The sequence below is a fragment of the Mesorhizobium sp. M0618 genome (genome assembly GCF_040320765.1).
GTDB lineage: Bacteria > Pseudomonadota > Alphaproteobacteria > Rhizobiales > Rhizobiaceae > Mesorhizobium.
Map to the genome: position 1 here is coordinate 64,706 of NZ_JAMYQH010000021.1, position 21,755 is coordinate 86,460.

General features: G+C 63.0%; 21 protein-coding genes. 11 read left to right on the forward strand and 10 right to left on the reverse strand.

Features of this window, described 5'->3' with window-relative positions; genetic code table 11:
* Positions 1–92 precede the first annotated feature (92 nt).
* Together NKJ04_RS21770 and NKJ04_RS21775 are read left to right on the forward strand one after the other, a co-directional pair.
* A complete protein-coding gene (locus NKJ04_RS21770; protein ID WP_023812215.1) occupies positions 93–851 on the forward strand; it encodes a copper homeostasis protein CutC in 759 nt (252 codons plus the stop codon).
* Entirely contained in the window at positions 848–1,345 is a 498-nt protein-coding gene (locus NKJ04_RS21775; RefSeq protein WP_352677349.1) for a GNAT family N-acetyltransferase, read from the forward strand. The genes NKJ04_RS21770 and NKJ04_RS21775 overlap by 4 nt, the downstream gene beginning before the upstream one ends.
* A gap of 28 nt (positions 1,346–1,373) precedes the next feature.
* On the opposite strand, the gene NKJ04_RS33705 is transcribed toward NKJ04_RS21775, so the two are convergent.
* From NKJ04_RS33705 to NKJ04_RS21800, 6 genes are all read right to left on the reverse strand, one after another.
* Positions 1,374–1,490 (reverse strand): MFS transporter small subunit, encoded by a 117-nt coding sequence (locus tag NKJ04_RS33705; RefSeq protein ID WP_128304000.1) that lies wholly within the window; start codon positions 1,488–1,490, stop codon positions 1,374–1,376.
* A gap of 109 nt (positions 1,491–1,599) precedes the next feature.
* The gene (locus tag NKJ04_RS21780) at positions 1,600–2,979 is read right to left on the reverse strand and encodes an L-lactate MFS transporter (protein ID WP_352677350.1); all 1,380 of its coding nucleotides are present in this window, start codon (positions 2,977–2,979) and stop codon (positions 1,600–1,602) included.
* A gap of 248 nt (positions 2,980–3,227) precedes the next feature.
* Entirely contained in the window at positions 3,228–4,250 is a 1,023-nt protein-coding gene (locus tag NKJ04_RS21785; protein ID WP_352552390.1) for an acyltransferase family protein, read from the reverse strand.
* 273 nt (positions 4,251–4,523) lie between these two features.
* Positions 4,524–5,321 (reverse strand): FAD binding domain-containing protein, encoded by a 798-nt coding sequence (locus tag NKJ04_RS21790; protein WP_023812220.1) that lies wholly within the window; start codon positions 5,319–5,321, stop codon positions 4,524–4,526.
* Positions 5,322–5,411: 90 nt separating this feature from the next.
* Complete coding sequence (locus NKJ04_RS21795) at positions 5,412–7,760, reverse strand: xanthine dehydrogenase family protein molybdopterin-binding subunit (RefSeq protein ID WP_352677351.1); 2,349 nt, start codon at positions 7,758–7,760, stop codon at positions 5,412–5,414.
* 126 nt (positions 7,761–7,886) lie between these two features.
* Entirely contained in the window at positions 7,887–8,384 is a 498-nt protein-coding gene (locus NKJ04_RS21800) for a (2Fe-2S)-binding protein (protein ID WP_352677352.1), read from the reverse strand.
* Positions 8,385–8,648: 264 nt separating this feature from the next.
* Between NKJ04_RS21800 and NKJ04_RS21805 the strand changes: the two genes are divergently transcribed.
* Positions 8,649–9,833, forward strand: coding sequence for an FIST signal transduction protein (locus NKJ04_RS21805; RefSeq protein WP_050592709.1), 1,185 nt, complete (start codon positions 8,649–8,651; stop codon positions 9,831–9,833).
* A 14-nt stretch (positions 9,834–9,847) separates the two neighbouring features.
* The gene (locus tag NKJ04_RS21810) at positions 9,848–11,188 is read left to right on the forward strand and encodes a hybrid sensor histidine kinase/response regulator (RefSeq protein WP_352677353.1); all 1,341 of its coding nucleotides are present in this window, start codon (positions 9,848–9,850) and stop codon (positions 11,186–11,188) included.
* Between the two features lie 37 nt (positions 11,189–11,225).
* On the opposite strand, the gene NKJ04_RS21815 is transcribed toward NKJ04_RS21810, so the two are convergent.
* Complete coding sequence (locus NKJ04_RS21815) at positions 11,226–11,909, reverse strand: response regulator (protein WP_023812226.1); 684 nt, start codon at positions 11,907–11,909, stop codon at positions 11,226–11,228.
* Between the two features lie 175 nt (positions 11,910–12,084).
* Between NKJ04_RS21815 and NKJ04_RS21820 the strand changes: the two genes are divergently transcribed.
* The 3 genes from NKJ04_RS21820 to NKJ04_RS21830 are packed head-to-tail and all read left to right on the forward strand — an operon-like array spanning position 12,085 to position 13,898.
* A complete protein-coding gene (locus tag NKJ04_RS21820; protein WP_352677354.1) occupies positions 12,085–12,780 on the forward strand; it encodes a fumarylacetoacetate hydrolase family protein in 696 nt (231 codons plus the stop codon).
* A 4-nt stretch (positions 12,781–12,784) separates the two neighbouring features.
* The gene (maiA, locus tag NKJ04_RS21825; protein WP_352677355.1) at positions 12,785–13,435 is read left to right on the forward strand and encodes a maleylacetoacetate isomerase; all 651 of its coding nucleotides are present in this window, start codon (positions 12,785–12,787) and stop codon (positions 13,433–13,435) included.
* Entirely contained in the window at positions 13,425–13,898 is a 474-nt protein-coding gene (locus tag NKJ04_RS21830) for a DUF4262 domain-containing protein (RefSeq protein ID WP_023812230.1), read from the forward strand. Before maiA ends, NKJ04_RS21830 begins: the two co-directional genes overlap by 11 nt.
* Positions 13,899–13,900: 2 nt before the next feature.
* Here the strand turns inward: NKJ04_RS21830 and NKJ04_RS21835 are convergent, their stop codons facing one another.
* Positions 13,901–15,142 (reverse strand): MFS transporter, encoded by a 1,242-nt coding sequence (locus NKJ04_RS21835; protein WP_128303994.1) that lies wholly within the window; start codon positions 15,140–15,142, stop codon positions 13,901–13,903.
* A 99-nt stretch (positions 15,143–15,241) separates the two neighbouring features.
* Here NKJ04_RS21835 and NKJ04_RS21840 point away from each other — a divergent pair, with 99 nt between their 5' ends.
* Positions 15,242–15,703 carry a winged helix-turn-helix transcriptional regulator gene (locus tag NKJ04_RS21840; protein ID WP_352552400.1) on the forward strand — a complete coding sequence of 154 codons (462 nt, stop codon included), beginning with the start codon at positions 15,242–15,244 and terminating at the stop codon, positions 15,701–15,703.
* Positions 15,704–15,801: 98 nt separating this feature from the next.
* The gene (locus NKJ04_RS21845; RefSeq protein ID WP_023812233.1) at positions 15,802–16,842 is read left to right on the forward strand and encodes a zinc-dependent alcohol dehydrogenase family protein; all 1,041 of its coding nucleotides are present in this window, start codon (positions 15,802–15,804) and stop codon (positions 16,840–16,842) included.
* 18 nt (positions 16,843–16,860) lie between these two features.
* Here NKJ04_RS21845 and NKJ04_RS21850 read toward each other — a convergent pair whose 3' ends face one another.
* The gene (locus NKJ04_RS21850) at positions 16,861–17,751 is read right to left on the reverse strand and encodes a DMT family transporter (protein WP_352677356.1); all 891 of its coding nucleotides are present in this window, start codon (positions 17,749–17,751) and stop codon (positions 16,861–16,863) included.
* Between the two features lie 104 nt (positions 17,752–17,855).
* On the opposite strand from NKJ04_RS21850, the gene NKJ04_RS21855 reads away from it, so the two are divergent.
* Together NKJ04_RS21855 and cml are read left to right on the forward strand one after the other, a co-directional pair.
* Positions 17,856–19,259 carry an aminotransferase-like domain-containing protein gene (locus NKJ04_RS21855; protein ID WP_023812235.1) on the forward strand — a complete coding sequence of 468 codons (1,404 nt, stop codon included), beginning with the start codon at positions 17,856–17,858 and terminating at the stop codon, positions 19,257–19,259.
* 232 nt (positions 19,260–19,491) lie between these two features.
* Complete coding sequence (cml, locus tag NKJ04_RS21860) at positions 19,492–20,688, forward strand: CmlA/FloR family chloramphenicol efflux MFS transporter (protein ID WP_352677357.1); 1,197 nt, start codon at positions 19,492–19,494, stop codon at positions 20,686–20,688.
* A 49-nt stretch (positions 20,689–20,737) separates the two neighbouring features.
* Here the strand turns inward: cml and NKJ04_RS21865 are convergent, their stop codons facing one another.
* On the reverse strand, positions 20,738–21,631 hold the full coding sequence (locus tag NKJ04_RS21865; protein WP_352677358.1) for a LysR family transcriptional regulator: 894 nt from the start codon (positions 21,629–21,631) through the stop codon (positions 20,738–20,740).
* Between the last annotated feature and the right edge of the window lie 124 nt (positions 21,632–21,755).

The following is a 21,755-nucleotide window of genomic DNA, read 5'->3' on the forward strand; positions in this document are numbered from 1 at the left end:
CCCGAAGGCGGGAAGGCGGAAGGCTGTTCGCGCTTTCGCAGCAGCCGGCCCGGTGGTAGGGCTGGCCGGGAAATCATGGACTGGATCGCTCCTTGACCAAAGCTCTCCGCCTGCCGCTGATCGAAATCTGTGTCGAAGGCATTGACGGCCTGCTCGCGGCGCAAGCCGCTGGCGCCGACCGGGTCGAACTATGCGCCAGCCTCATCGAAGGCGGCATCACGCCGAGCCTCGGCACGGTCCGCGCCGCCATCGAGCAGGCAAGCGTGCCGTTTCACGTCATGGTGCGGCCGCGCGGCGGCGATTTTCTCTACAGTGAGACCGAATACGCCTCGATGCTGGCCGATGTCTCGGCACTGCGCGAACTCGGCGTGCCCGGCGTGGTGTTTGGCTGCCTGAACGCCGATGGCACCATGGATGAGGCGCGCATGAGCGAACTGACACAAGCCGCTGGCCCCTTGAACGTCACCTGCCATCGCGCCTTCGACATGACGCGCGATCCGGCCGAGGCGCTCGAATCGCTGATCCGCAGCAAGGTCGGCCGCGTGCTGACCAGCGGCCAGCGTGACACTGCCGTCGAAGGCTTGCCGCTGTTGGCGGATCTGGTGCGGCAGGCCGGCGACCGCATCGTCATCCTCGGCTGCGGCGGCCTGGATTTGCACAACATTGCCGAAGTGCGCAGCAAAACCGGCCTGTCCGAAATGCATTTTGCCGCCCTCAAGGATGTGCCGAGTGCCATGGACTACCGCAATCCCCATGTCGGCATGGGTGGTTCCGATCTCGATCGCGAGTATCGCAACACGCTGACCGACACACCGCTGGTGGCGGCAACGATTGCGGCAGCCAAGGCATGACCTCTACCCCTGCCCCGATAGCCCGTGTATCGGCCGCAGACGAAGCGGCGATCCTGGCGCTCAACAACGAGCATGCCGCCGAACTGTCGTGGCTGGAGGCTGAGCGGCTGTCTTTCCTGCTTGGCGAAGCGTTTTACACCAGGCGCATCGGCGATCTCGAAGCCTTCATCATGACCTTCGACCAGGACGCCCGCTACGACAGCCCGAATTTCCTGTGGTTCCGCGAGCGCTATAAGCGCTTCGTCTATGTCGACCGCGTCGTCGTGGCGGCGCATTCGCGCGGCCGCGGCCATGCCCGCCGGCTCTATCAGGATCTGTTCGGCCATGTTGAGCGCGCCGGCTACAATCTGGTCACCTGCGAAGTCAACACCGCCCCGCCGAACCCTGCCTCGGATGCCTTTCACGCCGCCCTTGGCTTCACTGAGGCCGGCGACGCCGTCATCCATGGCGGCAAGAAAGCGGTCCGCTATTACATCAGACGAACCTCCGTCTGAGGCCAGGCGGATCGAACTGAAGACAGGGCTACTGGAACAAGGCTGTCGCACTCACCAGCGTCATCCAGAACCCCCAGACCAACGGGATGCCGACCAGCAGCCAGGCCAGCGTCAGTTTGATCGAATTGCCGTTGTCTTGCGCCATGGTCGGTCTCCTCAGAGCATGATCCCGAAATTGGGCTCCGGTTTCGGAAAAGATCATGCTCAAACAATACGATAGAGCCCATCCCGATTCTATCGGGATGGAACTGGCTCTAAGCCACCGCTGGTTCGGTCTTCATGTGGAAGCGCGCATTGACCGGCCGCATCATCAGGTTGAGCAGGAGGCCGATGACCAGCAGGCCGGCCATGATGTACATGGGGACCGTGTAGGCGTCGGCCTTCGCCACGCCGCTGTCGATCTGGTACTGCCTGATATAATTCACCAGCACCGGGCCAAGCACGCCCGCCACCGACCACGCGGTCAGCAATCGGCCGTGGATGGCGCCGACGTAACGCACGCCGAAGACGTCGCGCAGGTAGGCGGGAATGGTGGCGAAGCCGCCGCCATACATGCTGAGGATGATCCCGTAGAACAGCACGAACAGGAAGACGCTGCCGGTCTGGCCGGTCCAAGGCACCGCCGCATAGAGGACGACGCCCAGCGCGAAGAAGATGGCATAGGTTGTCTTGCGGCCGATATAATCGCTGGTCGAGGCCCAGAAGAAGCGGCCGAGCATGTTGAAGATCGACAACAGGCCGACGAAACCGGCAGCAGCGGCCGGCGAGATGCGTCCCGGGAATATCTCCTGGCTCATGGCCGAGGCTTGCCCGAGCACGCCAATGCCTGCCGTGACGTTAAGGCACAGCACACCCCAAAGCAGCCAGAACTGCGGCGTCTTCAACGCATCGTCGAGATGGACATTGGACGTCGTCACCATCGCATCCTGTGCCGCCGGCGGCGTCCATCCGGCGGGCCGCCAGCCCTCCGGCGGCACCCTGACGATAACAGCCCCAATCAGCATGAAGACGAAATAGACGATGCCCAGCACGAGGAAGGTTTCAGCGACGCCGATATGCTCAGGCGTCGAAAACAGCTTCATCAGATAAACCGACAGCGGCGAGGCGATGAAGGCGCCGCCGCCGAAGCCCATGATCGCCATGCCGGTTGCCATGCCCGGCCGGTCCGGAAACCAGGTGATCAGCGTCTTGACCGGCGAGATGTAGCCGAGGCCGAGACCGATGCCGCCCAGCACGCCGTAGCCGAGATAGATGATCCACAACTGGTGCAGATAGACGCCGAGCGCCGAGACAATGAAGCCGCCACCGAAACAGCAGGCGGAAGCGACCATGGCTTTGCGCGGCCCGACACGATCCAGCCAGCCGCCGCCGAACGCCGCCGCAATGCCCAGGAACAGGATCGCGATCGAGAAAATCCAGCCAAGGCCGGTCAGCTTCCAGTCGTCGGGCGCCGAGTCGGTGATGCCGATCAGCTTCGACATCGGCAGGTTGAAAACGCTGAACGCATAGGCCTGGCCGATGCAAAGGTGTATGCAGAGCGCCGCTGGCGGCACCATCCACCTGCTGAAGCCAGGCTCGGCGACGGTGCGTGAGCGGTCGAGCCAGCCGCCCGCCCTCTCCCCGGTCGTGTCCATTCCATCCTCCCAGATGCGTCTTCGAACCATCTTCTCAGATGTGTCCTGCGAACAAACTAGGCGGGTGAGCCGGTGAGGCAATAAGGAATGCCTGTCATAAGGCCAATGTCTAATGAGACTGGCCTATATCGAAAGCAGGTCATTACTTTCCAAAAAAATTATATTAGAGATAATTAATTGATTGTCTGCTTATGAAGCGCGATCCACTCCACCTGCACTCGCGATCATCTGGCCGGGCACGACGGCATTCACCAGTTGCGGTTGAGCCATTCGCGCGCCGGGCGCTCGATGAGGTAGTAGCTGCAGAGCGCGCAGGCAAAAACGCCGGCCAGCATCGGGATCGGCGCGCTGCCTTGTTCATAGACGAATTTGTAGAACGGCTGCTGCCACAGATAGAGCGAGTACGACCACAGGCCCAGCGTCGCCATCGGCCAGGAGGACAGCAATCCGGAAAAATACCGTGGGCTGAAATCGAGTGCGTTGACGGCCAGCGCCAGCAGCGGCACCGCGAAGAGATAGTGGATCGGCGTCGGCACCTGATCCAGGAACAGGACAACGGCACAGAACGTTGCCACCAGGGCCACATGCTTGCCTCTCAAAAACGCAGGCAGCCTGCCATCGGCCTTGAGCAGGCAGATCGAAGCCGACAGCAGGATCGACGCGATGTGCACGTCGGTGCGCCAATACGTGGTTTCGTAGTCCATCCCGAAGACCCAGTACGAAACCGCGCCATTGGCCATGGCCAGCAAGGCCAGCGCCAGGAGCAGCACGACCACGCGAGAGCGACTTGAGACGATGACGCTGATCAGCGCCAGGATCATGTAGGCGTGCTCCTCGATGCAGAGCGACCAGATATGGTCGAGCGCCCCTGCCCGCGTCACGAGAATGCCGGCATAGTTGTAGGTGAATGTCAGCGCCGTCAGCGCCGCCTTCCATTTGAAGGCGATGAACGTGCCGGCCAGCGCGATCATCGCGACGACTACGAAGACCAGAAGAGCTGGATAGATGCGGGAGAAGCGGCGTTTGAAGAATTTTTTCAGCGGGTAGCGTTCGATGAACAGGATCTCGCCCATCAGCCGGCCGCTGAGCACGAAGAAGAATTCGACGCCCAGCACGCCAAGATTGATTCCCGGAACCGGAAAGAAATGGCCGATCAGCACCAGCGCGATCGAAAGCCCGCGCCAGCCGTCGAGATAGGCCAGTCTTGTTCTGGTTGATCTGTCGGCGGCGGATCGGGACGGAACGACATGCGTCGCGGAAATGTCGGTCATGCCGATCCTCTCGCAATAGGTATGCGAAGGGTACGACGGTACATTTCGAACCCAGCTCGCATTCCCGCCCAAATCCATATTGCAGTGCAATATGGATTTGTGCAAGTGCGAGATTGCCGCCGGTGCAGTTCCAGGTGAAGTGTCGGCGGAAGAAATTGCTCAGGCAAACGATTGGTGCGGGGGGCGATTCCATCAAAATTGGACAACTACAGGTCGTCCCAAAAAGGAAAAGGGGCCGCATGACCCCTTCTCCCGTGTTCACAACTGACCGTATCAGGCGTTGGCGGCAGCCACCGCGCGCTTGGCCATCACCGCGATCAGATTGGCGCGATAGTCGGCCGAGGCATGGATGTCGGTCATCAAATTCTTCGCCGGCACTTTTACCCCTTCGAGTGCCGAGGCCGCGAAGTTCCCGGCTAATGCTGCCTCGATCTCCTTCGAACGAAAAACGCCGTCGTCGCCGGCACCGGTGACGGCGACGCTGACGCCATCCTTGCCCTTGGCCACGAACACGCCGACGATGGCGTAGCGCGATGCCGGATTGCGGAATTTTTCATAGGCCGCCTTGGCCGGCGCGGTGAAGGTGACGGCGGTGACGATTTCGCCATCCTTCAACGACGTTTCGAACAGGCCTTTGAAGAATTTGTCGGCTGATATCTGGCGCTTGTTGGTGATGATGGTGGCGCCCAGCGCCAGCAGCGCCGCCGGATAATCGGCCGCCGGATCGTTGTTGGCGATCGAGCCGCCGATCGTCCCCTTGTGGCGCACCGCCGGATCACCGATCAGCGATGCCAGATGAGAAAGCGCCGGACAGACCTTCTTCAGCTTCTCGTCATTGGCAACAGCGTGATGCGTGGTGGCGGCGCCGATGGCGACGGTCTTGCCCGACACCGTGACGCCCTGCAGCTCCGTGATCCGCGACAGGTCGACAAGGTCGGACGGCGCGGCAAGCCGCGTCTTCATCGCCGGGATCAGCGTCATGCCGCCCGAAAGCAGCTTGGCGTCGCCGGTCTTGATCAGCTTGGCGGCATCGGCGACCGAGGCGGCGCGGTGATAGTTGACTGCGTACATTTGTCTTTCTCCCCTGGGTGAAAGAGCGAACAGGAAGTAGCGAACATCGCGTTCTCCCCCTATTCGCTACTCCCTATTCGCCATTCGCGTTCAATGTTTCGTCGCGCGGATCGCGGCCCACACGGTGGACGGCGAAGCCGGCATGGCAAGATCGTTGCTGCCGATGGCATCGGTGATGGCGTTGATCACCGCCGGCGGTGAGCCGATGGCGCCGGCCTCGCCGCAGCCCTTGATCCCCAACGGATTGCCCGGGCAAGGCGTGTTCGAGGTCGAGACCTTGAACGACGGCAGATCGCCGGCGCGCGGCATGGTGTAATCCATGTAGCTCGCGGTCAGCAATTGTCCGCTGTTGTCGTAATAGGCGCCTTCGAGCAGTGCCTGGCCAATGCCTTGCGCCAGCCCGCCATGCACCTGGCCCTCGACGATCATCGGGTTGATGATGTTGCCGAAATCGTCAGCGGCGACGAACTGGACGATCTCGGTGACGCCGGTTTCCGGGTCGACCTCGACCTCGCAGATATAGCAGCCCGCCGGGAAGGTGAAATTCGACGGATCGTAGAACGCCGTCTCCTTGAGCCCGGGCTCCACGCCGCCCGGCAGGTTGTGGGCAGTGTAGGCGGCCAGCGCCATCTGGAACCACGGCACGTTCTTGTCGGTGCCGGCCACCTTCAGCGCGCCGTTCTCGATGATGATGTCGCCTTCGTCGGCCTCGAGCAGGTGCGCCGCGATCTTCTTGGCCTTGGCCTCGACCTTGTCGAGCGCCTTGACGATGGCCGACATGCCGACCGCACCCGAGCGCGAGCCATAGGTGCCCATGCCCATCTGCACCTTGTCGGTGTCGCCATGGACGATCGAGACCGAATCGAGCGGCACGCCGAAGCGCTCATTGACCAGTTGCGCGAAGGTCGTCTCATGGCCCTGGCCGTGGCTGTGAGAGCCGGTCAGCACCTCGATCGTACCGACCGCGTTGACGCGCACTTCCGCCGATTCCCAAAGGCCGACACCGGCGCCGAGCGAGCCGACGGCCGCAGACGGCGCGATGCCGCAGGCCTCGATGTAGCAGCTCATGCCGATGCCGCGCAGCAACCCCTTGTTGGCGGCGGCGGCCTTGCGCTTGGCGAAGCCGGCATAATCCGACGCCTGCATTGCCGCATCGAGCGAAGCGGCATAGTCGCCGGCGTCATAGCACATGATGACCGGCGTCTGATGCGGAAACGCTGTGACGAAGTTCTTGCGCCGCAGCTCAGCCGGCGAAACGCCGAACTGGCGGGCCGCCGTCTCCATCATGCGCTCCATGACGAAGGTCGCTTCCGGCCGCCCTGCCCCGCGATAGGCATCGACGGGCGCGGTGTTGGTGTATATCGCCTTCACATTGGCGTGGATGGCCGGGATGTTGTACTGGCCCGACAGCAGCGTCGCATAGAGATAGGTCGGCGTCGCCGATGAAAACAGCGACATATAGGCGCCAAGATTGGCTTGGGTTTCCACCTTCAGGCCGAGGATCCTGTGGTCCTTGTCGAAGGCCATTTCAGCATGGGTGTGATGGTCGCGGCCATGCGCGTCGGTCAGAAAACTTTCGGTCCGGTCGGCCACCCATTTGACCGGCACGCCGGTCTTCTTTGACGCCCACAGGCAGACGATCTCTTCGGGATAGATGTAGATCTTCGAGCCGAAGCCGCCGCCGACATCGGGCGCGATCACGCGCAGCTTGTTTTCCGGCGCGACATTGTAGAAGGCGCTCATCACCAGCCGCGCCACATGCGGATTCTGCGAGGTCGTCCAGCAGGTATAGTGATCCTCGGCCTTGTCGTAATGGCCAAGTGCGGCGCGCGGCTCCATGGCGTTGGGCACCAGCCGGTTGTTGATGATGTCCATCTTGACGACATGGGCCGCCTTCCCGAAGGCCGCCGCGGTGTCGTCGGCATTGCCGATGTCCCAGTCGAAGATCAGATTGTTGTCGGCTTCGGGGTGGATCTGCGGCGCACCCTTGTCCATCGCCTTGGAGGCATCGACGACGGCCTTCAACTCCTTGTAGGTGATCTCGACCGCCTCGGCGGCATCACGCGCCTGCCCCTTGGTCTCGGCGACGACGATGACGACGGCGTCGCCGACATAACGGACCCGGTCGAACGCCAGTGGCGACCATGCCCCCATCTTCATCGGCGAGCCGTCCTTGGAGTGGATCATCCAGCCGCAGATGAGATTGCCGATGCCGTCGGCCTTGAGTTCCTTGCCGGTCAGCACGCCGATGACCCCGGGCATGCCCTGGGCCTTCTTCACATCGATCTTCTTGATCTGCGCATGCGCGTGCGGACTGCGCACGAACGCGGCGTGCTTCATGCCGGGAACCACCATGTCGTCGACATAGCGGCCGGCGCCCGTGATGAACCGTTTGTCTTCCTTGCGCGCGACCCGAGCGCCAACACCTTCAATGCCCATCAGAAATTCCTCCGGAATTTATGGGAGTAGGGCAGTAGGGGAGCAAGGGAGTAGGGAAAAAGAGGCCTCGTTGCGTTGGCCTTTTTGCCCTACTCCCCTACTGCCCTACTCCCTTATTCCCTTGCCTTAAGCAGCTTGTTTCGCCTTACCCTTCGACCCCTTCATCGTCGTCGATGCGGCGAGGATCGCCTTGACGATGTTGTGGTAGCCGGTACAGCGGCAGATGTTGCCTTCGAGCTCGGCGCGCACCGTCGCCTCGTCGAGCCCTTCGGGGTGGCGGCTGATCATGTCGGTCGCCGTCATGATCATGCCCGGCGTGCAGAAGCCGCACTGCAGCCCGTGATGTTCCTTGAAGGCGGCCTGCACCGGATGCAGGTCGGCGCCATTGGCCAGGCCCTCGATCGTCAACACGGTGGAGCCGGAGGCCTGCACCGCAAGCATCGTACAGGATTTGACCGCCTTGCCATCGACGTGGACGACGCAGGCACCGCATTGCGAGGTGTCGCAACCGACATGCGTGCCGGTAAGACCGAGATTTTCCCGTAGGAAGTGAACCAGAAGTGTTCGGTCCTCGGCAGCACCGCTGACCCGCTTTCCGTTCACCATCAACGAAACGTCCGACATGGTCCCTCCCTGGGTATCAACCTTGGTATCCACGCTGCCGACGCGGTATTCGCGCTTCGGTGGTGCATTATTCGTACACCGCACATCGGACAAAAAACAGCACGTCGCAAACGCGGAACATTGTACTTTCGGTCATGGCCGCGCCCAAACATGCGGTGCCGGTGGCCCCATTGCCAAACCGCCGATTGAAGGCAACAATGTCGGTCGACGCCCGCGCGCCAGAAGCATTTAAAAACAGCCGCGCACAAAAAAGCGTCGGAGGAAATGCGGAGAACATCGCTGGCCAATTCACAGACGCGCTATGCATGCGGCCTGTCGGCGCTCACCACGGACGAGCCCGACATGGAGGCGTTCGCCAAGGCGATCGCACTGGAAGCAGCCGCCATCGACGCAGGCTTTGCCCTGCTGTTCTTTTCCCAGAGCCTAGTCGAAGCCAGCGCCCTTTCCCAGGCGCTCATGACCCACGCACCGGCGCTCCACCACGCCGGCTGTTCGACTGCCGGCGAGATCACGCCGCAAGGTCTCGAGGATGGTCATGTGCTGGCCATGCTGCTTCCGTCCACCGCGTTCACCGCCGTTAGCGTGATGGTCGAAAATCTGTCCTCGTCGGGTATGGACAGGATCACCGGCGAGGTGGAGACCCTGCGGCGATCGCTGCGCGCGCGCCTCGGTTGCGATCGGACCAAAGGCACTTTCGCGCTCTGCTTCATCGACGGGCTCTCTTATGCCGAAGAAGCGGTGAGTTCAGCCATCCACTGGGGCCTCGATGACATACCGCTGCTTGGCGGCTCCGCCGGCGACGATCTGAAATTCGAGACGACGCGCCTGATCTCGAACGGCAAGGTCACCTCCGACAGCGCCATCATCGTGCTGATATCGACCGAAATTCCCTTCCATGTCTTCAAGACCGACAACTTCGTTCCCACCGATGAAAAACTGGTGGTGACGGCTTCCGATCCCGATCACCGCATCGTGCGCGAATTCAACGCCACCAATGCAGCGCAGGAATATGCCGCGTCCGTCGGCATCGTCGCGCAGATGCTGACGCCACTGAGCTTCGCCTCGCATCCCGTGGTGGTGAAGGTGGGCGGCCAATATTATTGCCGATCGATCCAGAAGATGCATGCCGACGGCTCGCTGTCGTTCTTCTGCGCCATAGACGATGGCGTCGTGCTGTCGATCGCCCAACCAAAGGACATGGTCGAATCGACGCGCGCCGCCCTGCGCGATGTCGAGGAGAGGCTTGGCGGCATCGACATGATCCTCGGCTTCGACTGCGTGCTGCGCCGGCTCGACGCGCGCAATCGGCAGGTGTTTCGCGAGATTTCGGAACTCTACCGGGTCAACAATGTCATCGGCTTCGGCACCTATGGCGAACAGTACCGGTCGATGCATCTGAATCAGACTTTTACCGGCATCGCCTTCGGCGAGCGCCAGGCGGCGGAATAGGACGGCGCAACAGGATGCCGCTGAGGGACATAAACGATCTTGAAAAGCTGAAGAAGATCAACGCGGCACTGGTCAGCCGCGTCGAGCGCTCTATGGACCAGCAAGGCAACGCCTTTTCGCTGTTCCAGACCGCGATTTCGCTGGAAAACCGGGTGCGCACCCGCACCGAGGAACTGCACTCGACCTTGCGCCGGCTGGAGCAGTCGAACATCGACCTCAGCGCCGCCAAGGAAAACGCCGAACTGGCGAACCTGTCGAAAACCCGTTTCCTCGCCGCTGCCAGCCACGACGTGCTGCAGCCCCTGAACGCGGCCCATCTCTCGGTTTCGGCCCTCGCCGAAGTTCAGACCAGCGACGAGGGCAAGAAACTGGTGCGGCAGGTCGAGCGCTCGCTGGAGACGATGGAGGATCTGCTTAGAACGCTGCTCGACATCTCAAAGCTCGATGCCGGCGTGGTGCAGCCCGACATAAGCGATGTCAGCCTGGAGGCGCTGTTCTCGTCGCTCCGCTCGGATTTCCTGCCGGTGGCGGAGATGAAAGGCCTGTCGCTGAAATTCCGGCCGGTCCATGCCGTCGTCCGCTCCGACCGCACGCTGCTGCGCCGTATCCTGCAGAACATTCTCTCCAACGCGCTGGGCTATACACGCTCGGGCGGCGTGCTTGTCGGCACCAGGCATCGCGGCGACACCATCCGCATCGACGTCGCCGATACGGGCTGCGGCATTCCCGACGACCAGCGCGAGGCGGTGTTCGAGGAGTTCCACCGCGGCACCTCGCCGGCCAATGCCGAACTGGACGGTGGCGGTCTCGGGCTCGGGCTTGCCATCGTGCGCCGCATGGCCAGCGCGCTCGGTCATCCCGTGACATTCTCGTCGAAGGTCGGACGCGGCACGATCTTCCACATCGATGTTCCCGTCGGCATCGGCGCGCCAGTCGATGCCATCGCCAGCGTTGCCGACATGGAACGGCCGCGCGGCTATGGCCTGTTCGGCACCAAGGTGCTGCTGGTCGAGAACGATATCGAAGTGCTGCAGGCCATGACCTTCCTGCTCGAACGCTGGCAATGCCTGGTGCGGGCCGCGACCTCGACCGACGATGCGCTCGACATGCTTGGCGACACCGACTGGGTGCCCGACATCGTCATTGCCGACCAGCATCTCGACGGCGGCGATCTCGGCACCACGACCATCGCCGAAGTCCGCGACTATCTCGGCCGCGCCGTGCCGGCGCTGATCGTCACCGCCGACAGTTCGGAAGCGGTCGCCAAAGCCGCCCGCTCCGGCGGCATCGAACTGATGCGCAAGCCGCTGAAGCCGGCACAGCTAAGGGCGCTACTGGCGCATTTGCTGGCTTAGCTTCCATACCCTCTCCCCTTGAGGAGAAGGGTAAAACTCAAAACCCCGCCTGATCGCGAAACAGCTCCGCATTGTCCAGCTTCGACACCTCGATCACCGCCTGGGTGCGGCTGTAGACATTGAGCTTGCGCAGGATCTCCGAGACATGCGCCTTCACGGTGGTCTCGCCCACCTGCAGCTCGTAGGCGATCTGCTTGTTGAGCAGGCCCTGGCGCAGCATTTGCAGCACGCGCAGTTGTTGTGGCGTCAGCGTCGACAGGCGCTGCACCATGTCGGCGCGGTCGACGCTTTCGGCGTCGGGCGTGCGGCCTTCATAGGTTTCCGGCACATAGATCGCGCCTTCCATCACCGAGCGTATGGCGGCGGCGAGGTCGCTCTTGCGCGCCGATTTCGGGATGAAGCCGGCGACACCATAGGACAGCGCCTCGGAAATGATCTTCGGCTCCTCATAGCCCGAGACGATGACCACCGGCAGGCGCGGATAGCGGGTCCGGAGCTGCAGCAGGCCTTCAAAGCCATGCACGTCGGGCATGTTGAGGTCGAGCAGCGCGAGATCGAACGGCTTGGCGCCGGCCAGAAGGTCCAGCGCCTCGGTGATCGAGCGCGCCTCCACGGTGTCGACTTCCGGGTAGGCCATCTGCACGGCGCTGTGCAGCGCCTCGCGAAACAGCGGGTGATCGTCGATGATCAGGAACCGGGCGCGATCGTGGGTTGCGGTCATAGGGGTTCATTTCAGTTCGTGGGCGATTAGAATAGCCTCGTCAGCATGGCCAGATTATTGCCAAATAGTATATCGCCATCTCCGGCGGAAAGTGCCGCCGGCACTTTCTCGACCAAATCGCCTTGTCCAGGCCCCCAAATCGGTCGAATGTTCCGGCAACCAAGCAGAGACCCACATGACAGAATTCGTCCTTCCCTTGCCCGCAACCGCATCGGTGGCCATTGCGGGCTCGTCCGATCGTTTCGCGGTGCGCCGTATCTACTGCGTCGGCCGCAACTACGCGGCGCATGCCCGCGAATTCGGCAATGACGAGCGTGATCCGCCCTTCTTCTTCACCAAGCCGGCCGACGCGGTGGTCGATTCCGGCACCGCTATCCCCTACCCGCCGCTGACGGCCAATCTGCACCACGAGATCGAGCTGGTGGCTGCGATCGGCAAAGCCGGCTTCCGCATTCCCCGCGACAAGGCACTGGACCATGTCTGGGGCTATGGTGTTGGCATCGACCTCACCCGCCGCGACCTGCAGGACGAGGCCAAGAAGGCCGCCCGGCCCTGGGACTGGTCGAAGGCCTTCGACTGCTCCGCCCCTTGCGGCCCGTTGGTGCAAGCGCAGGAATCCGGCCATCCACGGAAGGGCCGCATCTGGCTCGCCGTCAACGGCAAGGTCAGGCAGGATGCCGACCTCGCCGAACTGATCTGGCCGATATCGGATATCGTGTCGATCTGCAGCGAGGCGATAGAACTCGAGCCCGGCGACCTGATCTTCACCGGTACGCCGGCAGGCGTCGGCGCGGTTGGCCCCGGCGACACGATGACCGGCGGCGTCGACGGCATCGGGACCATCGAAGTGACCATCGGCCAGCCGAAGTGAGGCCATGAGCGAACTCGTCCTGCACAATTACTATCGCTCCTCCACCTCCTATCGGGTGCGGATCGCGCTGGAGATGAAGGGGCTGAGCTACGACTACGTCCCGCATCATTTGCGCCATGGCGAGCATCTGGAACCAGCCTATCTCGCGGTCAATCCGCAAGGGCTGGTGCCGGCGCTGATCCTCGGTGATGGCACGCTGCTGACGCAATCGCTGGCGATCATCGAATTCCTCGACGAGACCAGCCCGGAACCGCCGCTGCTGCCGAAGGACCCGGCCGGACGGGCCCGCGTGAAAATGCTGGCGCAGATGATCGCCTGCGACATCCACCCGGTGAACAATCTGCGCGTGCTGACCTCGCTGCGCACTCTGTTCGGCGCCTGCGACGAAGACATCACCAACTGGTTCCGCCATTGGGTGAACGAGGGCTTTCAGCCGCTTGAACAGATCCTGGCTTCCTCGCCCGAAACGGGTGCATTCTGCCATGGCGACGCGCCGGGCCTGGCCGACATCTGCCTCGCCGCGCAGATTGCCAGCAACGCCCGGTTCGGCGTCGATCTGACGCCCTACCCGACGATCGCGCGCATCAACGCCGCCTGCATGGCGCTGCCAGCCTTCCAGAAAGCCGCGCCCCAGAACCAGATCGATGCCGAGTAGAAAAGCCACCGACCCAGGTGAAGCCAAGGCGCTGGCCGATATAGAGGCTTATGGCTGCCACATCTTGCATGTGCTGGAGGAAGGCGACGATCCGCCTTTCACCTATTCGGTTGGGATAGAGCACAACTTCAAGGCGCCGGAACTCATCGTCATCGGCCTGAAGCCGGAAATCTCCCAGTTCATCATCAACGAGTATTGCAGCCGCGTCCGCTCCGGCGAGGTTTTCCAACCAGGGCAGCGATCGTCCGGTTTTATCGAAGGTTTCGACTGTCAATTCGGCGCCGTTCATATCGAACACTATCGCGAGCATTTCGGCTGGGACCTCTGGTTCTACGACGGCCTGGATTTCGGTGTTCTCCAGCTGATCTATCCCACTGTGGACGGCATCTGGCCGTGGCAGGCCGAGGCGAGCGACTGGTTCCGAGCCTGGCAGCCGCTTCTCGACACCGCGCCGTGGCCATAGGCTTATCTGCCGACGCGCAGCGTCAACGCCCAGAACAGCAGCGCCAACAGGCCGATGCCGGCGCCAAGCACACAGACGCCATTCCAGCCCATTGCACCATAAGCCATGGTCGAGGCGATGGAGCCCAGGGCGCTGCCGACCGAGTAGAAGATCATGTAGCCGCCAACCAGTCGGCTGCGCGCATCCGGCCGCCGGGCGAAGATCAGGCTCTGGTTGGTGACGTGGACGGCCTGGATCGCCAGATCCAGCATGACTATGCCGGCGACGAGCAACCACAGAGACATGCCCATGAAGGCGATCGGCAGCCAGGCCGCCATCATCAGCAGCAGGCTGAGGCCGGTGACCAACTGGCCGCATCCACGATCGACGAGGCCGCCGGTCCAGCGCGCACCGAGCGCGCCGGCGACGCCCGCAAGGCCGAAAAGCCCGATCTCGGTATGCGAAAGTGAAAATGGCGCGACGCTCAACGGCAGTACCAGCGGCGCCCACAGCACGTTGAAGCTGGCGAAGATCAGCATGGCCAGCACCGCCCGCACGCGCAGCAGCGGCTCCTGCGCGAACAGCAGCAGCACCGAAGCGAGCAGGCGTGGATAGGATGTGCGTGGCCGCTCCGCCTCGTGGCGCGGCAGGATCAGGTAGAGAACCATCGCCATGACGAGCGTCAACATGGCCGAGACAAGATAAACCCAGCGCCAGCCGGCGAAATCGGCGACGACCCCCGAAGCGAAGCGGGCAAGCAGGATGCCCAGGATGACGCCGCTGGTGACGGTGCCGACCGCCCGCCCCCGCTCCGATGCTACAGCGAGGTCGGCAGCGAAGGCGACCAGCACCTGCACCACCACCGCCAGCAGCCCGACGACCGCGAGGCTCGCCAGCAGCATCGCCGCGTTGGGCGCGATCCCGACCGCCACCAGCGCCACGGCAGACAGAATCGCCTGCCCGGCAATCAGCTTGCGGCGATCGAACAGGTCGCCCAGCGGCACGATGAAGAACAGGCCGAGCCCATAGCCGATCTGCGTGACCGTCACCACGATGCCGACCGAGGCCGGCGCGATAGCAAAATCATGCGCTATGGCGTCGAGCAGCGGATGAGCGAAATAGATATTGGCGACGCTCAGGCCGCAGGCGATGGCGAAGATCAGCGCGGTCAATCGTGACAATCCCGTAGGCGGCGGCGCCACCCGATGCGGCCCATCGGATTGCTCGAGGCTTGTTGCACCGCTGTTCGCCACCTGCATGTTCATGTCTCTCTCCACAAAAGGTTTCAACTTGAAACCTCTTGCTGGATAGGCGGAACAGTTTTATGTTGCAACCGAAATTAGAGCATTGGACCAACGACTGCCATGGTGAAACGAACGAGCCACCACGAAGCGGATTGCTTCATAGCGCGACCACTGGACGCGATTGGCGACTGGTGGTCGCTGCTCATCGTGCGTGACGCCTTCGACGGCTTGCGGCGCTTCGGCGAATTCCAGAAGAGCCTCGGCGTCGCCAAGAACATCCTGTCGTCGCGGCTGCGCAATCTTGTCGCGCATGGCATCCTCGAAACGGTCCCGGCGCCCGACGGCAGCGCGCATCATGAATATGTGCTGACGCAAAAGGGACGCGGCCTGTTCTATGTCCTGGTTGCCCTGCGGCAATGGGGCGAGACCTACTTCGCCGGACCGGGCGAACCCTATACCTTCATGGTCGACAATCTCACCAGCCGGCCGATCAAGCGACTGGAAGTACATGCCGAGGACGGGCGGCAGCTTGCCCCCGGCGAAACCCGGCTTGCCGACTTTCGCAACCGCGGAACCAGTTAAGGGCTGCTGCCTGCCAACAGGCCTGGCGGAATCGATTTCTGATCGACCAGACAGGGAATCGGCTATCGTTTCCTGCAGCACAGAGGGTGGAGTGACCGATGAAAGCCGTCGTCTTCGAGAAATTCGGCGAAGCGCCGAGGATCCAGACCGTTCCTGATCCGAAGCCGGCCGCTGATGGCGTCGTCATCAAGGTCGAGGCGACCGGTCTGTGCCGCAGCGACTGGCATGGCTGGATGGGTCATGACGACGGCATCACGCTGCCGCATGTGCCGGGCCACGAGCTGGCCGGCGTCGTTGTTGCCGCCGGCAAGCAGGTCACCCGCTGGAAGGCCGGCGAGCGCGTCACCGTGCCGTTTGCCGTCGGCTGCGGCCGCTGCTTCGAGTGCAATTCGGGCAATCACCAGGTCTGCGAGCACCAGACGCAGCCTGGCTTCACCGGCTGGGGCTCGTTTGCCGAATATGTCGCCATCGAACACGCCGATACCAATCTCGTGCGCTTGCCCGACGAGATGGAATTCGCCACCGCCGCCAGCCTCGGCTGCCGCTTCGTCACCTCGTTTCGAGCCATCGTCGACCAGGGCCGGGTGAAGCCGGGCGAATGGGTCGCGGTGCATGGCTGCGGCGGCGTCGGCCTGTCGGCGATCATGATCGCCAGTTCAATGGGCGCCAATGTCATCGCCATCGATCTCACCGACGAGAAACTGGATTTCGCCAAAAAGATCGGCGCCGTCGCCACCATCAATGCATCCACGACACCGAACGTGGTCAAGGCGGTCAAGCAGATCACCAATGGCGGCGCGCACATGTCGATGGACGCGCTCGGCCACCCCACCACCTCGTTCAATTCGATATCCAATCTGCGCCGGCGCGGCCGCCATGTGCAGGTCGGCCTGATGCTGGGCGAGCATGCCCGGCCGCAGGTGCCGATGGACAAGGTGATCGCCTTCGAACTCGAAATCCTCGGCAGCCACGGCATGCAGGCCTACCGCTACCAGGCGATGATGGACATGATCCGCAACGGCAAGCTGAAGCCCGAACTGCTGGTCGGCAAGAGGATCAGCCTCGACGAGGCGCCCGCGGCCCTGATGGCGATGGGTGGCTTCGAGGGCATTGGTATTGGGGTGGTCACGAAGTTTTAGGCGGGGACGGCACCGTCGTCAGGCGATCGCGCGTCGTGGCAATTCCTGCTTCGCGAATCGTTTGGCGCCGACGACGCAAAGCACGACGCCAAGCGTGACGACCACCATCAGCGGGCTGACCTGCTCGTGCAGCAGCGTCGCTGCCAGTGCCAGTCCGAAAAATGGCTGCAGCAGCTGCAACTGTCCAACCGCGGCGATGCCGCCTTGCGCCAGCCCGCGATACCAGAACACGAAGCCGATCAGCATGCTGAACAGCGAGACATAGGCAAGCCCGATCCAGGCACTGACGCCAACGCCGTCGAACGACGGCGGCATGGTCATCAGCGTCACCACCAGCATGATCGGCAGCGACAGCACCAGCGCCCAGCAGATCACCTGCCAGCCGCCAAGCTTGCGTGACAGCGCGGCACCCTCGGCATAGCCCAGACCGCAGGCGATGATGGCAGCCAGCATCAAACCATCACCCACCGGCGAGGCCGTCACGCCCTGCGTCAGGGCAAAACCCGCGACCAGCGCGCTGCCGATGCATGAAAACAGCCAGAACGCCGGGCGCGGCCGATCGCCGCCGCGCAGCACGCCGAAAATCGCAGTGGCCAGCGGCAGCAGGCCGACGAAGATGATGGAATGGGCCGTGGTGACGTGCTTGAGCGCCAGTGCGGTCAGCAAGGGAAAGCCGACCACCACGCCAAGCGCGACGATCACCAGCGACAGCAGGTCGCCGCGCTCCGGACGCTTTTGCCGAAACAGGAGCAGCAGTGCCAGGCCAAGCAGTCCGGCAATCGCCGCTCGGGCCGAAGTCAGGAATGTCGGATCGAAATCCCTGACCGCCACGCGCGTTGCCGGCAGCGAGCCGCTGAAGATCAACACGCCGATGAATCCATTCATCCAGCCGCTCGCGGTCTTGTCCATCGTATGCTCCGTTTGTCGGCTCCGTATCGCGCGGAGCCGGTAGTATCGCCAGAGACAATGCGGTACAATTACACACAACTGTCATGCTTAGAAGAGCAGTACGGATGGACAAACAGACAACAGGAAGCGAGAGCAGCGGAACGCTGGTCGAAGGCGTCATGGCGACGATCCGCCAGCGGATCGCGGCGCGCAGCCTGACGCCGGGAGCGCAATTGCCGTCGATCCGCACCTTTGCCAAATCCATGCGAGTGTCCAAATCCACCGTGGTCGAAGCCTATGAGCGGCTCGCCGCCGAAGGTGCGATCCGCTCGCGGCCGGGCTCCGGATTCTATGCCGCCGGATCGCTGGCGCCGCTGTCGCTGGCCGAGATTGGTCCTCGCCTCGACCGCGCGGTCGACCCCCTCTGGATCTCACGCCAGTCCCTGGAGGCCGGCGACGACATGCTGAAACCCGGCTGCGGCTGGCTGCCGGCCTCGTGGATGCCGCAGGCAGGTCTGCGCCGGGCACTGCGCACGGTAGCGCGTGCCGACGATATCGCACTGGTCGATTACGGCACGCCGCTCGGCCTGCCACCGCTGCGGCAATTGCTGGCGCGGCGTATGGCCGGGCACGGCATCGAGGCCTCTCCCGGGCAGATCATGCTGACGGAATCAGGCACGCAGGCCATCGACCTGTTGTGCCGGTTCCTGATCGAGCCCGGCGACACCGTGCTGGTCGACGACCCCTGCTACTTCAACTTCCACGCTCTGTTGCGCGCCCACCGGGCCAAGGTCGTCAGTGTCCCCTACACGCCGTCGGGGCCGGATATCGATCTGTTCGCGCAAGCGTTGGCCGAGCACCGGCCGCGCCTCTACATCACCAATTCCGCCATCCACAACCCGACCGGCGCGGTGCTGTCGCCAGTCACCGCCCATCGGCTGCTCAAGCTCGCCGACCAATCGGATCTGACCATCGTCGAAGACGACATCTTCGCCGATTTCGAACATGCGCCCGCCCCGAGGCTGGCGGCGTTCGATGGTCTCAACCGCGTTGTCCACATCGGCAGCTTCTCCAAAACGCTTTCGGCGTCGGTTCGCTGCGGCTTCATCGCTGCACCGCGCGACTGGATCGAGCCCCTGACCGACCTCAAGATCGCCACCACCTTCGGCGGCGGCCGGCTCGCGGCCGAACTGGTGCTGACGCTGCTCAAGGACGGCAGCTACCGCAAGCATATGGATTTGCTGCGCGCGAAGCTTGCCCGCGCCATGGGCGAGACCAGCGTTCGTCTGAAGGCGATCGGTATCTCACCCTGGATCGACCAGCCGGCCGGCCTGTTCCTGTGGTGCAGCCTGCCGGATGGCGTCGATGCGGCTGAAGTGGCCCGCCGCGCTTTGGCCGACAACATCGTGCTGGCGCCCGGCAACGCATTCAGCCTGTCCGGAACGGCCAGCCGCTTCCTGCGCTTCAACGTCGCCCAATGCACGGACGAGCGGATTTTCACGGTGATCGAAGCTGCGATGGCGCGTTGATGCCCATCAAGCTGATCCTGTTGCCTGGGCAACCTTCGGCTGCTAGGGAACCGCGAGCGCACTCGAGAGAATGTCCGCGCAATCATTCCGGGATAGTGGTTATGGGAACCAGCAAGTCAGCAGACAAGTAGGCCGCAACAGCAGTTCGTTGTTGCGGCGGCCCGTCATTTCCCATTTTCAGTGAGAACGGCAGATCGCCGCCAAATGTAGCCATTTGAGCGGATGTTCAATCATGCCTTGTCCAAAAAACCCGACATGGACCACTTCCCTGCCAGCAGCCATGGTGCTGATGGCGCCCTTCGACATCCTGGCCTCGCTGGCCATGGATATCTACCTCCCGATCGTCCCGGCGATGCCGGGAATCCTCAAGACATCGCCTGATGTCATCCAGCTGACGCTGAGCCTCTACATGATCTGTCTTGGGCTCGGCCAAATCGTCTTCGGCCCGATTTCCGACAGGATCGGCAGGCGTCCGGTGCTGATCGGCGGCGCGCTTTTATTTGCAGGCGCTTCCGTCCTGCTCGCCTGCACCTCGCTGGCCATGGTGTTCGTCGCCTTGCGGGTCGTGCAGGCCATCGGTGCATCCGCCATTCTCGTTGCGACCTTTGCAACGGTTCGCGACGTTTATGCGCAGAGGCCTGAAAGTGCCGTCATCTACGGCCTGTTCAGTTCGATGCTGGCCTTCGTGCCGGCGTTGGGGCCGGTTGCCGGTGCATTGATCGCCGACAATCTCGGCTGGCGCGCGATCTTCCTGACGCTCGGCGGTCTGGCGGTAGCCGCCACCCTCAACGCATGGCCGAGATGGCATGAAACACGGCCCATCAATGGCAACGACAGGCGAATGGCGTTTCGTCCCATTCTCTCCAGCTTAGCCTTCTGGACCTATACGCTCGGCTTCAGCGCCGCCATGGGCGCCTTCTTCGTGTTCTTTTCGACAGCGCCACGGGTGCTCATGGATCGCGCCGGCTTTTCACAACTCGGTTTCAGCCTTGCCTTTGCCACCGCGGCACTGGTCATGATCGTGACCACCCGCTTCGCCAAAAGGTTCATTGCACGTTGGGGCATCGCGGGCAGTGCTATCAGAGGCATGGCGATGTTGCTGCTCGGCGCGGCTCTGCTGGCGGCCGGGCAACTGTTCGCGGCGCCGTCCTTCGAGACATTCGTCGGCCCGATGTGGATCATTGCCGTGGGCATCGTCTTCACTGTTTCGGTCACCGCGAACGGCGCACTCGAGGCCTTCGGCGATGTCGCGGGAACCGCCGTCGCGCTCTACTTCTGCATCCAGAGTCTTGTCGTCGGCACCCTCGGCACGCTGTTCGTCATCGTGCTCGGCGGAGACACGGCGTGGCCATTGGTGGGCTACTGTTCGGTCATGGCGACGCTCACACTGAGCGCGCTGAGATATTTGCGAAAACGCCAAACCGAATAAACGGGACGGATGAGAAGCCTGGGCGATTGGCGCAGGCTTCTCATCGTTGTCAGCGAGACGCCGCGCAGATCTCCCGCACGCAGTCGCGCAGCCAGCGTTGCGCCGGATCGGCATCCAGGCGCGGGTGCCACAGCATGGAGATGGTGACCCCAGCCGTGGCAACAGGCAGGGCAAAACTGTGCATGCCGACGCGTGCGCCCTCGGTGTGCCGCTCCGGAACGCTGGCGATCAGGTCTGATGTGCGGGCCATGGCAAGGGCTGCCGAGAACCCGGACACCATGCACACGATTGTCCGCTGCAGCCCGAGCCGGTTCAGAGCCTCGTCGATCGGCCCTTTCTCGCGGCCACGCCGTGAAACGCTGATGTGCCGGCCTGCGGCATAGCGCTCTGGCGTCACCGCGCCCTCGCTCAACGGATGGCCCGTTCGCACGGCGCCGATGAAGCAGTCGCGAAGCAATGCTTGGATGCGCACCTCCGGTCCGGTCTCGCCAGCGACGCCTATGTCCAGGTCGATCGCCGCATCGCGGAGCGACATGACGTCTCTATCGGACTTCGGTGCAAAGCGGAGCCGCACGCCGGGCGCATCGGCCTGGATGCGGGCAACGAGACGAGGTGCGAATTCTTCGACGAAGCTCTCATTGGTGCGCAGCGTGAAGACCCTGTCCAGGCTCCGGAGATCGAGCAAGGTGGCAGGACGCAGCAGCGCCTCCGCATCCTGGACGACACGACCAGCCTGTTGTCGCAGTTCTTCCGCACGCGGCGTCGCCACCAGGCCTCGACCGGCGCGAACCAGCAGCGGATCGCCCGTCGCCTCGCGCAGCCGCGCCAGCGTCCGGCTCATCGCCGAGGGGCTGAGGCGCAGGCGGCTGGCGGCACGCGCCACGCTGCCTTCGGTCAGCAGGACGTCGAGAGCGAACAGTAAGTTGAGATCGGGTGATGTCATCGGCAGATCATGGCATGATATGGCGCCAAACGCACGAATAAGATGCAAATGCTGCGCCTTCCACCACATTGGCCAAGGAACTAGATCTCCAGCAGTTCCGGTTGTGGGACTGATGGAAGGAGAT